This is a genomic window from Streptomyces ortus (assembly GCF_026341275.1).
Classification (GTDB): domain Bacteria; phylum Actinomycetota; class Actinomycetes; order Streptomycetales; family Streptomycetaceae; genus Streptomyces; species Streptomyces ortus.
Window position 1 is genome coordinate 6,647,611 of record NZ_JAIFZO010000002.1, and the last position, 13,043, is coordinate 6,660,653.

The window sequence follows — 13,043 nt, forward strand, 5'->3', positions numbered from 1 at the left end:
CCCGGTGATCTTCGGCTACTGGGCGGCGGACTGGGCCTTGGACAGCGCGTCCTTGGGTGACGCGGCACCGCTGAGAGCGGACTGCACTGCTTTCCACAACTGCTCCGAGATCTTGGGGTACTTGGTGCCCAGGTCGTCGCTGGTGCGTCCCTTGGCCGCCTTGACCGCGTCGACCCAAGGTTTCAGATCCGCGTTCGCCTCGACCTGCTTGGCCTGTACCTCGCCGGTCGGTGCCACGTAGGACAGGGTGGTGTCGGTGTCGTACAGGTTCTGGGTGCTGGTCAGGCAGGTGGCCAGCTTCTGGGACGTTGCGTAGCGGCCGGTTCGGCTCTGGACGGGGAGGGTGAGGAACTCCCCGCCGGTCGGAGCGGCGGCATTGCCGCCGGAGATGCCGGGGACGGGTACGACTCCGTACTCAAACCCCGCCTTCTCGGCATTGGCGAGTTGCCACGTGCCGTTCTCCGCGAAGGCGTAGTCGCCACTGGCGAACTCCTGCCAGCTGGTGGTCTGGGTGTTGTTGATGACGGAGTTCGGCGCGTGGCCCTCCTTGAGCCAGTCCTTCCACAGCGACAGCGCGGAGACGGCCTTGGCGGAGTCGAGTGCGGTCAGCTCGGCGCCGGAGCCCCAGAACCACGGCAGGAACTGGAAGCTGCCCTCTTCGGTGCCGATCGCGGAGAAGGTGATGCCCTTCTTGCCCGCCTTCTTCACCTTCTCCAGCGCCGCCGTCAGTGAAGGCCAGTCCTTGACCGAGGCGATGTCCACGCCGGCTTCCTTCAGGACCGCCTTGTTGTAGTAGAGGGCGAGGGTGTTCGCGCCGATCGGGGTGCCGTAGGTCTTCCCACCCGACTGGCCGGCCGCGAGCAGGTTGGCATCCACCTTGGACGTGTCCAGCTTGTTCTCGGCGGTTGTGGTGAGGACGCCTGCCTCGGCCAGGGTCGACACGACCGGGTTGTCGACTATGAGCACGTCGGCGGAGTTGTCCTGCTGCGCCGCCAGCAACGCCTTGTTGGACAGGTCGCTGGTGTCGAAGGCGGTCCGTTTGATCTTCGCCCCGGCTTCGGTGGCACAGGCGTCCAGCAGCTTCGCCCAGGCCGAGCCCTTGTCGAACTGCGGGTAGGGGTCCCAGATGTTGTACGTGCCGCCGTCGGTGCCGCCCGCCTCGCTGTCGCCCGAGCCGGAGCCGCAGGCGGTGCCACTGGTGGCGACGGCCAGGGCGATCAGGGCTGTGGCGGTCAGACGACGCTGTCTGGGGAAGCTGTTCATCGCGGGTTCCTTTGTTTCGGGCATGCGTGTGCCGAAGGCAGGGGTCGCTGGAAGCGGGCGCGTCGAAGGTGCTGAGGCGCGGTTCGGACGTCCGGCGGGGTGGGGCGGGGGAGCGGGCGTCTGCCGTGGGTGTGCTCAGGGCGTCGTATCGAGAACGGTGTCCGCGGTGGGTGCGGCTCCAGCGGGACCGGTGCTGGCCCGGAGCGAGATGGGTGGCGTGAGCAGATGGTGCCGGGGCGGTGCGTCGGGTCGGTCCAGCCGTTCCACCAGCAGTTCGACGGCGAGACGCCCCATCTCGGCCGCCGGTACGTCCGCCGCCGTGAGCTGCGGGGTCACCGTCTCCGCCCAGCGGCTTGCCACGACTCCGGTGACAGAGAAGTCGCGCGGCACATGGCGGCCCGCCCGGGCGAGTGCCCGGTAGATACCGCCCAGCGCGGCCTCGTTCAGCGCGACCAGGGCCGTGGTGGCCGGGTCGTCGTGCAGGATCCGCTCCAGGCAGGCCTGACCCGAGGCGGCGTCGTCGCCACAGCAGTACGTCCGGACCGTCAGCCCGCGCTCGGCCGCGGCCTTCGTGAAACCGTCCAGGCCGCGCTGCGCGGACTCGTAGCCCGCCCGCAGCAGCTGCTCGGGACGGTTGACGAAGGCGACCCGGCGGTGGCCGAGATCCGCCAGGTGGTGGACGCAGCGCTCCACCAGCACGGTGTGGTCCAGGCCGACCCACCAACCGCCCTCGGGACGCGCGGTGCGGCCGATCGCGACGGCCGGGAAGTCCAGCCCGACCAGATGATCGACCCGGTCGTCCTGGAGCCTGATCTCCATCAGGATCGCGCCGTCGACCCGCCGCTCTCCCAGCAGCCGCTGGAAGGAACGGTCGCTGTCCACGCCGCTCGGTGACAGCAGTACGTCGTAGTCGTAGGCCGCGGCTGCCTCCACCACGCTGCCGATGAAGTCCAGCTGCATGCCTGTGTAGTGGTTCCCGGCCGGCGGGAAGACCAGGCCGATCGTGCTGGTCCGCCCGTTGGCCAGGGCACGGGCACTGGCACTGGGCTGGTAGCCCAGCTCGTCGACGACCTGCTGGATCCTGCGACGCGTGTCCTCGGACACCGGGCGTTTGCCGCTCAGCGCGTAGGACACGGTGCTGCGCGAGACACCGGCCCGCCGGGCGATCTCACCGATGTTCACGGGAACTCCTTGGCCGAACCGGTTCGCCGTCCTCGAAAGGGAGCACAACACCGGTCGTATGAGGGCAGGAACGGGGCTGCACGAGTCCGGTTGTCGAACCGGTTCGCGTGAAGTGACGGTAGGAACAGCCCGAGCAGACTGTCAACCTCTTCGACAGGAATTCCGCAGCCGCCGGAGGGGCGTCAGATCCCCGTGTTCAAGGGATTGCTGGCCACGCCCTCCGGTGCTAGCTTCGCCGAACCGGTTCGATGAAGTGATCCTTCCGGCGACCGTGGGCGCGTTCTGTACAGCCCCAGAAGCGCGGGGCCCGCCAACCCCGCTGCCTCCAAAAGCACCCACCTCATGGCGCCGGACGTCGAACCGGTTCGCAACGCATCGCCTCGGGTCTTCCGCACTGCAACACGGCGTCGGAAGAGCCTCCGACCGAGGTAACCGAGGTGGGGCGACCGGAATCCCGCTACTCAAGGATTGAGGACGCAGTCCATGCCATCCCCTGACAGATTCGCCCGGCGCCGCGCCCCGGCCGCCCTGGCACTCACTCTCGGCGTTGGCCTGCTGGCCGCACCGGCCGGCCCCGCGCACGCGGCCGAGGCGCCGGCGCCCATCGCCCACTACACCTTCGACCAGGAGGACCTCGCCTCCGGCCGGATCACGGACAGTTCCGGAAACGACCTGACGGCGACCCTGGTGAACGGCTCCACCGCCCGGTCCGTCGACGGCACCGGCACCGGCAAGGCGCTGGCCCTGCCCGGCGGAGCTCCCACCTCCAACGGCGCCTACGTCCGCCTGCCCCGCGAAGTACTGGGCGCGGCAAGTGACTTGACGGTCTCCGCGCGCGTGAAGTCGAGCGGTGACAAGGCGTCCTGGCAGCGGATCTTCGACCTGGGCACCGACAACACCAAGTACCTCTTCGCCACCCCCTACAGCGGCGACGGGCTGCTGCGCACTGCCGCCACCGCCGGCGCGGGGAGCGCGGAGACACAGATCGACGGCTACGCGATGCTGCCCGCGGACGAGTGGCGGACCGTCACTGTCACACTCGACAGCTCCGCCAACCGGCTCACCACCTACCTCGACGGCGTGGCGGTCTCCTCCGCCTCGACCGGCATCAAGGCCAGTGATCTGCTGGACAGTTCGGCCACGGCCGCCGGCTACATCGGCAAGTCCTTCTGGCCGGATCCGCTGCTCAAGGGCGCGGTCGACGACTTCACGGTGTGGCACCACCCGCTCGGCGCCGAGCAGGTGGCAAGGCTGGTCGGGGACGTTCCCACTCTCCGGCAGCTCTCGCGGACGTCGTTCGATGTCCGTACGACGAGTGGGACCACCCCGTCCCTGCCCGCTGCCGCCCGCTCCTCCTTCTCCGACGGCTACGACCGTGACACACCGATCACCTGGGACTCCGTGCCGTCCGAGAAATACGCCCGGCCCGGGACCTTCACGGTGGCGGGCACGGCGGCCGGACGGACCGTGCGGGCGACCGTCACCGTGGTCCGCGAAGGACAGCTCACCGTCGACCTCGGTTCGGACACCGGCGCCTTCCACGGCGGCGCCTCCGGCACCCTCTACGGCGTATACGGACCGGATGTTCCCACCAACAACCTGATGGAGGGCATGGGCCTGCGCACGGTCTCCACCAAGGCCCAGGACGGCCCGCAGCACCCCGGCGCCGACGCACTGGACGTGGTGAAGCCGCTGGCCGACTCCACCGACGGCGACGTGTACATCTACATGACGGACATCCACCGCGGGTTCCCGTACGAGTGGCCGGGGGACACCCCCGCGCAAAAGCTCAAGCTCTACGAGCAAAAGCTCGCCGACCAGGTCGACCAGGTCCTGAAACTACCGAGGGAGTACCAGGACAACATCGTCTTCGTGCCGTTCAACGAGCCCGAGGGCAACATGTTCGGTACCGGACAGTGGAGCTACAACAAGGTCAGCTGGCTCGACGATCCCGACGACTTCTTCGCCGCCTGGGACTCCGCCTACAAGCTCATCAAGGGCAAGATGCCGGACGCCCGGACAGCCGGACCCAACACCAGCGTCCTGTTCGACCAGGTGAAGGGCTTCCTCACGCACGCGCTGGCCGCCGGTACCCTCCCGGAGGTCGTCACCTGGCACGAGCTGAGCCACCCGGAGGCGGTGCGCGAAAGCGTCGCCACGTACCGGACGTGGGAGAAGGACCTGTTCAAGGGCACCAGCCGTGAGGGCACCCGACTCCCGGTCAACATCAATGAGTACGCCTTCAATTACCACACCTCCGTCCCCGGTCAGATGATCCAGTGGGTCTCCGCGATCGAGGAGTCCAAGGTGGACGCCGACATCGCGTACTGGAACATCGACGGCAACCTCTCCGACTCCGCGGTGCAGTCCAACCGCGGCAACGGCCAGTGGTGGCTGCTGAACTCGTACGCCTCGATGAGCGGACACACCGTGAAGGTGACACCGCCGTTGCCCGGCGAGAACTACACCATGCAGGGCGTGGCCACGCTGGACGAGAGGAAGAAGCAGGCCCGGCTGATCTTCGGCGGCTCCACCGGTAAGGGCCACATCACCTTCGACAACGTCCCGAAGAAGGTCTTCGGGAAGCAGGTCCACGCCTGGGTGCGCGAGATCGGGTGGAGTGGTCAGATCGGCGACTCCTCCGGCCCCGAACTGCTCACGGAGACGGACCTGAAGGTCGGTGACGACGGCACCGTGGTCGTCGGCTTCGGTGACGGGCTGCCGGCGCTGAAGGAGTCCTCCGCGTACGAGATCGTCCTCAGCCCGGCCGGGAAGGCGAAGAGCACACAGTCGCCGCCGGCGCGCTGGCAGGGTTCGTACGAGGCGGAGGACGCCGCCCACACCGGGTCCGGCTACTCGAAGAACGGCCCGGAGGGCTCGCCCCGCGACGTGTCGAAGTTCTACACCTCCGGCGGCTACGACGTGGGCGGTCTGCGTACCGGCTCGGACGTCACCCTCGACTTCACAGTGGACGTGCCCGAGGACGGCGCCTACGACCTGAGCGTCTTCGCCAACTCCCTCAACACCTTCGACGAGGTGAAGGAGCAGGGACCCACCAACGTCTTCCTGCGCGTGGACGGCGACGCCGACAGCGAGCAGGAGCTGCACCTGCCGCTCGGCTACAAGTGGGTGGTCTGGGACCACACCGACACCAAGGTGCAACTCACCGCGGGCAAGCACATTCTGACACTCGCCGCGAAGAGCGCCGACGGCAAGCGCGCCACCAAGGGCGACGCCATCGTCGACCGCCTCACCCTGTCCCTCCCGGAGGACTCGGCCGGCACCCAGGTGTACGAGGGCGAGCTGGCCTGGCTGAACGACGGGGCACGGCCCGTCTACGACCTGCCGGAGCCGGCGGCCACCGGCTCGGGCGCGGCCCGGCTCGCCAAGGGCCAGACCGCCACGTTCTGGATCTACTCACCCGCCGACCGCGAGGCCACACTCAAGGTCGACACCCTCAAGGGCACCGGCGCCCGGCTCGCGGTCAACGGGCACGACGTCCTGCGCCTGGCCAAGAGCCGGAACAGTGTGGCGGTCTCCCTCTCGGGCGGCGTCAACAAGGTGACGGTGACCGGAGCTTCGTCCACCACCCTCGTCGACCGCCTCACGGTCACCGCGACGCAGGGCGCGCTCCCGGTACGCACGTACGAGGCCCAGGACGCCGAACTCGCGGGCTCGGCCTCGCTGGCCCCGCTCTCCACGGCCACGGGCGGAACAGCGATCACCGGCATCGGGGGCGACCCGGGCAACGCCAACACCGCGACGTTCACCGTCACCGCGGACCGGGCCGGCCTGTACGCGCTACGCGTCCGCTACTCCAACCCCGAGCAGTCGGAGGCCACCCACTACAACCCGGACCCGCTCGCCCGCCATGCCGACATCAGCGTCAACGGCGGCGAGACACGGCGTGTGGGCTTCCCGCACAGCTTCCACCAGAACAACTTCTGGGAACTGACCGTCCCGGTCCGCCTCAAGAAGGGGCAGAACACGCTCGCCTTCCGCTCCGAGGAACTGCCGAACTTCGACGGCACCACCTACGCCTCGGACACCTTCCCCGGGATCCTGCTGCGCTCCCGCTCCGCACCGCTGATCGACCGGATCACCATGGCGCCGTACGCGCGGGAGGTGCGATGAGGTAGTCCCCGCCGCCGGCAACCGCGGCGCCCGCCGGCGGCTCGGCGTTCTGAGCCACCGGCGGTCGGGGAGAGCAGGGGCGCTGCCGCGAAGGCCGTCGCTTGCGGCGGAGCCCGCGCTTTCACAGGCAGGTCCGGGCGAACCGGCCCAGCGAGGCGCTGAGCCCGCCGCGATCACTCCGAGGACGAGGTTGCGCACGTCGTCATTCATGGGCGCGCATGCTAGCGGGCGAGCGCATCCGTGTTCGAGAGGCACCTGACGCGGCCATGCTGAGGAAGTTACGCTGCGCGGGGAAACGCTGACTGGAGGTACTGATGGGGCGCTCGGTCGCGCGGAGACTTGCTGTGCTGGCGGTGTCGGCCGCTGTGGTGTCGGTGGGGGCTGCACCGCCCTCCCCGGGGACCGCCGGGGGCGGCTCGGGCCGGGCGGAGAAGGCGCCGGTCGCCGTCGGGTACGGCGGGGCCGTCGCGAGCGTCGACGCGGACGCCTCGGCCGCCGGTGTGGAGATCCTCCGCAAGGGCGGCAACGCGGTGGACGCGGCCGTCGCCACGGCGGCGGCCCTCGGCGTCACCGAGCCGTACTCGTCGGGCATCGGCGGAGGCGGCTATTTCGTCTACTACGACGCCAAGTCCCGTACGGTGCACACGATCGACGGGCGGGAGACCGCACCCCGGAGCGCCGACGCGGGGCTATTCCTGGAGAACGGCCAGCCGATCCCGTTCGCCGACGCGGTGACCAGCGGCCTGGGTGTGGGCACGCCCGGCACACCGGCCACCTGGCAGACGGCACTGGACAGTTGGGGCAGCAAGCGGCTCGGGCCGCTGCTGGAGCCCGCGGAGCGGCTGGCGCGGGACGGGTTCACCGTCGACGCCACGTTCCGCTCGCAGACCGAGTCCAACGAGGCGCGGTTCAGGAACTTCCCCGACACGGCCGGCCTGTTCCTGCCGGGCGGCTCGCTGCCGGTGGTCGGCTCCACGTTCAAGAACCCCGATCTGGCCCGTACGTACCGGGAGTTGGGCCGCAAGGGGGTGAGCGCCCTGTACCGCGGCGAACTGGCCGAGGACATCGTCGACACGGTCAACGAACCGCCGGTGGACCCCGCTTCGGGTTACCACGCCCGCCCGGGCGACCTGACGGCGAAGGACCTGGCGACGTACCGGGCGAAGCGGCAGGCGCCCACGAAGACCTCGTACCGCGGTCTGGGTGTCTACTCCATCGCGCCCTCCTCCTCCGGTGGCACCACGGTCGGCGAGGCGCTCAACATCCTGGAGAACACCGACCTTTCGAAGGCCTCGGACGTCCAGTACCTGCACCGGTACATCGAGGCGAGCCGGATCGCCTTCGCGGACCGGGGCCGCTGGGTGGGCGACCCCGCCTTCGAGGACGTACCGACGAAGGAACTGCTGTCGCAGAGGTTCGCCGACTCGCGCGAGTGCCTGATCAAGGACGACGCGGTGCTCACCAGCCCGCTCGCGCCGGGCGACCCGCGCGACCCGGCGGCGTGCGCGACCGGGGGCAAGGCCGCGCCGACGACGTACGAGGGGGAGAACACCACCCATCTGACGGCGGCCGACAAGTGGGGCAACGTCGTCGCCTACACGCTCACCATCGAGCAGACCGGCGGCAGCGGCATCACCGTCCCGGGACGCGGCTTCCTCCTCAACAACGAGCTGACCGACTTCTCCTTCGCCCCGGCGAGCCCGGCCGTGCACGACCCGAACCTGCCCGGGCCCGGCAAGCGTCCGCGCTCGTCGATCTCGCCGACGATCGTGCTCGACCGCCACGCGAAGCCGGTCGTGGCGCTGGGCTCGCCCGGTGGCGCGACCATCGTCACGACCGTGCTGCAGACCCTGACGGGCTTCCTCGACCGGGGCCTGCCGCTCGTCGACGCGATCGCCGCCCCGCGGGCCAGCCAGCGCAACCAGACGACCACCGAGCTCGAACCGGGCCTGTGGAACAGCCCGTTGAGGACCCAGCTGGAAGGCATCGGACACGGGTTCCGCCAGAACCCGGAGATCGGCGCGGCGACGGGCGTGCAACGCCTGCCGAACGGCAAGTGGCTGGCAGCCGCGGAGACCGTACGCAGGGGTGGCGGCTCGGCGATGGTGGTGCGGCCGACGCCGTAGAGGCCGTCTCCGCTTCCCGCCCACGTTCCAGGACGGTGACCGCACTCCACGCCCGGGTCGAAAACTCGTCGTAGCGCATCCGTAACACGCGTGGTGTTTTCTGCCATATTGGAGAACTCCGGTCCGGCGTGGGGTGAACGCAATGTCAGTGGAACAACTCCCGGATCAGGTAAGGGAGTTCGCGCAGTACTTCACCGGCCTGCTGTCCCGGCTCGACCAGGGCGGCGGCTGGTGCGGGGTGTTCTGGCAGCGCGACCCCGACGGGATGCGGGCCTGCCTGGAAGGCTGGGAAGTCCCGCCCTGGGACGTCGTGGAGGCCGTCCTCCAGGATCTGGGCGCCGAGTACGGTGACCGGGCCGCGGCTCACGAGACCGGGCGGGCCAGGGAGTTGCACGCCGCCTCCCTCACCGCGTACGACGCGCGGCCCGGCGGTCGTGACGCTCTCGGCGACCGGCTCGACGTCATGCTGCGCGAACAGCGCTACGCCGCCGAACGGATCTCGGAGCTGGGGCGTTCGCTGCCCGCCGCCACCGCCCCGGAGGAGAGCGACTCCCTGCGCCTCGATCTCGCCTGGGCCCGCGACGACCACGACCGCGCGACCGCCCGGTGCGCCGAGCTCCGCGCCCGCATCGACGCGTGGGACCGGCGGGCGATGGACACCCATGTGCGAACCGGGAGCGACGGCCGTGGCCCCGTCCGAACGGCCGCCCGGGCAGCCGGCCCGGGCCCGGGCGTGCAGCGTCCGGCGCCGGACGAGGACGACTGGCCCGGCCTCTGGCGCGACGCCTCCGCGGACCGGGCCGCACGCCGGGAAGCGGCGGCCCGGACCGCCACCCACGCGGGTGCCGCCCAGGGAGCACGGGCACCACGTCCCGAAGCACGCGACGCACCTGAAACGCCCGAAGTGCGCGAGTCCGCGTCCGCGGCATCCGACGCACCACTCGACGCGCCCGACGCCCACGGGGTGCACGGCGCATACGAAGCTCACGAGGGGTCCGGTGCCGCCGAGCACCCCGCCCCCGCCGCCGAAGTATCCACCCCTCCCGGAGCCCCCGCGTCCAAGCAGCGCTCCAAGCGACGCATCCGGGGCGGCGCCCGCGGCGGCGCCCGCTTCGCGGGCATGCCGGACGCGCACCCGGACACGGCCGCGAACACCGGCCCAGGTACCGGCCCAGGTACTGGTACCGGATCAGGCGCGGGTGCGGCAGCGGACGCGACCAGCCCCCGCGGCGCCCGGTTCGCGGGAGGTGCCGAGGCGGGCGGCGGGCAGCGGGCGCCGCGCCGCGAGGCGCTGGACGACGAGGCGCGGCGGATCACCGTGGAGACCGTCGCGACGCTGGTCCGGCTGCGCGGCGAGGGCCGTACCGGCGAGGCGCACGCCGTGCTGGTCGAGGCCGCCCACTGGCCCGCGGCCCGTTTCCCGCTCCTGGCCGCCGAACTGCACCGTGCCGGCCTCGACGCCGACTGGGCCTCCCTCCTCTGGGAGGCGGTCTCGCTGCCCGCCGACCGGCTGGTGGCGGCGGCCGACGCGCTGGTGGCGGCCGGACGCACCGCGGACGGCCGGCAGATGCTGCGGCAGGGCGTCGCACGCCCCGCCCCGGAGATAGGCGAGGCGGTCCTGGGCCTCGTCGCGGAGGGCCGGCACCGCGAGGTCCGCGCCCTGCTGGACGCGTACGTCCGCGTGCGCACTCCGGAGGAGGCCTCCCGCAGCATCGACGCCGACCCGGTGCTCCTCGCCCCGCTCCTCCTGGAGGCGGCCCGTGACGTCTCGGAGCAGCGCTACTGGGATCTGATCCACGCCCTGCGGGTGGCGGGCTACACGGCGTGAGGCCCACGGCTCAGCCCCGCTCACCCACAGGGGTGTGAAACGTGATCGACTCCGCCGGTTAACGACGATGGTCTTGCCCAGGGCAGCGCCGAGGCTTACTTTCAGGGCTCTACGCCCAGTGTCTACGGGCGTAGAGGCTCTCTGACGTCACGTCGAAGGAGCAGCTCATGGCCCACGTCGTACGCGCCGCTCTGGTCCAGGCCACCTGGACGGGCGACACCGCATCCATGGTCGCCAAGCACGAGGAGCACGCCCGCGAGGCGGCCCGCCGGGGCGCGCGGATCATCGGCTTCCAGGAAGTCTTCAACGCCCCCTACTTCTGCCAGGTCCAGGAGCCCGAGCACTACCGCTGGGCGGAACCCGTACCGGACGGACCCACCGTCACCCGGATGCGGGAACTCGCCCGCGAGACCGGCATGGTCGTCGTGGTCCCGGTCTTCGAGGTCGAACAGTCCGGCTTCTACTTCAACACCGCCGCGGTCATCGACGCCGACGGCTCGTACCTCGGCAAGTACCGCAAGCACCACATTCCGCAGGTCAAGGGCTTCTGGGAGAAGTACTACTTCAAGCCGGGCAACCTCGGCTGGCCCGTCTTCGACACCGCGGTCGGCAAGGTCGGCGTGTACATCTGCTACGACCGACACTTCCCGGAGGGCTGGCGTCAGCTCGGCCTGAACGGCGCCCAGCTCGTCTACAACCCGTCGGCGACCTCCCGGGGCCTGTCCGCCCACCTGTGGCAGCTGGAGCAGCCGGCCGCCGCCGTCGCCAACGAGTACTTCGTCGCCGCGATCAACCGGGTCGGCCAGGAGGAGTACGGCGACAACGACTTCTACGGAACGTCGTACTTCGTCGACCCGCGCGGCCAGTTCGTCGGTGAGCCCGCGAGCGACAAGAGCGAGGAACTCGTCGTCCGCGACCTGGATCTGGACCTGATCGAGGAGGTCCGGCAGCAGTGGGCGTTCTACCGGGACCGCCGCCCCGACGCGTACGAAGGACTGGTGCAGCCGTGACCGAGGACCTGCTGGGCCGTCACCGGGCCGTCCTGCCCGACTGGCTCGCCCTCTACTACGCGAACCCGCTGGAGCTCACCCACGGCGAGGGCCGTCACGTCTGGGACGCCGGGGGCACCAAGTACCTCGACTTCTTCGGCGGCATCCTCACCACGATGACCGCGCACGCCCTGCCCGAGGTCACCAAGGCCGTCAGCGAGCAGGCGGGCCGGATCAACCACTCCTCGACGCTCTACCTCAACCGGCCGATGGTCGACCTGGCCGAGCGGATCGCCCAGCTGTCCGGCATCCCGGACGCGCGCGTCTTCTTCACGACCTCGGGCACCGAGGCCAACGACACCGCGCTGCTCCTGGCCACCGCGTACCGCGGCGGCAACCAGATCCTGGCGATGCGCAACAGCTACCACGGGCGTTCGTTCAGCGCGGTCGGCATCACCGGCAACAAGAGCTGGTCACCCACCAGCCTGTCCCCCCTCCAGACGCTGTACGTGCACGGCGGCGTCCGCACCCGCGGCCCGTACGCCGATCTGGACGACGCCGCTTTCATCGCGGCCTGCGTCGCCGACCTGGAGGACCTGCTCGGGCATGTGCGCGCGCCCGCGGCCCTGATCGCCGAACCCGTCCAGGGCGTCGGCGGCTTCACCTCACCCCCGGACGGCCTGTACGCGGCGTTCCGTGAGGTCCTCGCCGCGCGCGGCATCCTGTGGATCGCCGACGAGGTGCAGACCGGCTGGGGCCGGACCGGGGACAACTTCTGGGGCTGGCAGGCCCACGGGCAGCACGGCCCGCCCGACATCCTCACCTTCGCCAAGGGCATCGGCAACGGCATGTCCATCGGCGGGGTCGTCGCCCGCGCCGAGATCATGAACTGCCTCGACGCCAACTCCATCTCCACCTTCGGCGGCACCCAGGTCACCATGGCCGCGGGCCTCGCCAACCTCACGTACCTCCTGGAGCACGACCTCCAGGGCAACGCCCGCAGGGTCGGCGGACTGCTCATCGAGCGGCTGCGGGCCGTCGCCGCACAGCTCCCGGGCGTCCGCGAGGTCCGGGGCCGCGGGCTCATGATCGGCGTGGAACTGGTCAAGCCCGGTACCGACGAGGCCGATCCGGACGCGGCGGCGGCCGTGCTCGAAGCGGCCCGCGAGGAGGGCCTGCTGATCGGCAAGGGCGGCGGTCACAGCACCAGCGTCCTGCGGATCGCCCCGCCCCTGTCCCTCACCGTCGCGGAGGCCGAGGAGGGTGCCGCGATGCTGGAGCGCGCCCTGCGGGCCGGCCGGCCCTGAGCCGCTGTCAGCCCCGGCCGGCTCCGGCACCGGCTCCGGCACCGGCTCCGGCTTCGGCTCCGGCTTCGGCACCGGCTTCGGCACCGGCTTCGGCACCGGCTTCGGCACCGGCTTCGGCACCAGCCTCGGCGCCGGCGCCGGCGTCGGCTTCGGCACCGGCCTCGGCTCCGGCGCCGGCTTCGAGGATTGTCCGGCACCGCGAGATTGAAGGTTC

At 70.7% G+C, this 13,043-nt stretch carries 8 protein-coding genes; 6 read left to right on the forward strand and 2 right to left on the reverse strand.

All coding sequences use genetic code 11. The features are described from left to right. Positions 1-15 precede the first annotated feature (15 nt). Together K3769_RS32360 and K3769_RS32365 are read right to left on the reverse strand one after the other, a co-directional pair. Positions 16-1,263 (reverse strand): sugar ABC transporter substrate-binding protein, encoded by a 1,248-nt coding sequence (locus K3769_RS32360; RefSeq protein ID WP_267029800.1) that lies wholly within the window; start codon positions 1,261-1,263, stop codon positions 16-18. A gap of 135 nt (positions 1,264-1,398) precedes the next feature. Further along, complete coding sequence (locus tag K3769_RS32365; protein ID WP_267029801.1) at positions 1,399-2,445, reverse strand: LacI family DNA-binding transcriptional regulator; 1,047 nt, start codon at positions 2,443-2,445, stop codon at positions 1,399-1,401. A gap of 483 nt (positions 2,446-2,928) precedes the next feature. Between K3769_RS32365 and K3769_RS32370 the strand changes: the two genes are divergently transcribed. The 6 genes from K3769_RS32370 to K3769_RS32395 all read left to right on the forward strand — a co-directional run bounded on the left by K3769_RS32370 (position 2,929) and on the right by K3769_RS32395 (position 13,037). Beyond that, entirely contained in the window at positions 2,929-6,579 is a 3,651-nt protein-coding gene (locus K3769_RS32370; protein ID WP_267029802.1) for a LamG-like jellyroll fold domain-containing protein, read from the forward strand. Between the two features lie 314 nt (positions 6,580-6,893). Next, positions 6,894-8,705 carry a gamma-glutamyltransferase gene (gene ggt, locus K3769_RS32375; protein WP_267029803.1) on the forward strand — a complete coding sequence of 604 codons (1,812 nt, stop codon included), beginning with the start codon at positions 6,894-6,896 and terminating at the stop codon, positions 8,703-8,705. A 142-nt stretch (positions 8,706-8,847) separates the two neighbouring features. Further along, positions 8,848-10,533 (forward strand): hypothetical protein, encoded by a 1,686-nt coding sequence (locus K3769_RS32380; protein ID WP_267029804.1) that lies wholly within the window; start codon positions 8,848-8,850, stop codon positions 10,531-10,533. A gap of 167 nt (positions 10,534-10,700) precedes the next feature. Then, positions 10,701-11,543, forward strand: coding sequence for a nitrilase-related carbon-nitrogen hydrolase (locus tag K3769_RS32385; RefSeq protein WP_267029805.1), 843 nt, complete (start codon positions 10,701-10,703; stop codon positions 11,541-11,543). Beyond that, complete coding sequence (locus tag K3769_RS32390; RefSeq protein ID WP_267029806.1) at positions 11,540-12,829, forward strand: aspartate aminotransferase family protein; 1,290 nt, start codon at positions 11,540-11,542, stop codon at positions 12,827-12,829. The genes K3769_RS32385 and K3769_RS32390 overlap by 4 nt, the downstream gene beginning before the upstream one ends. After that, entirely contained in the window at positions 12,786-13,037 is a 252-nt protein-coding gene (locus K3769_RS32395; protein WP_267029807.1) for a hypothetical protein, read from the forward strand. The genes K3769_RS32390 and K3769_RS32395 overlap by 44 nt, the downstream gene beginning before the upstream one ends. Positions 13,038-13,043 lie beyond the last annotated feature (6 nt).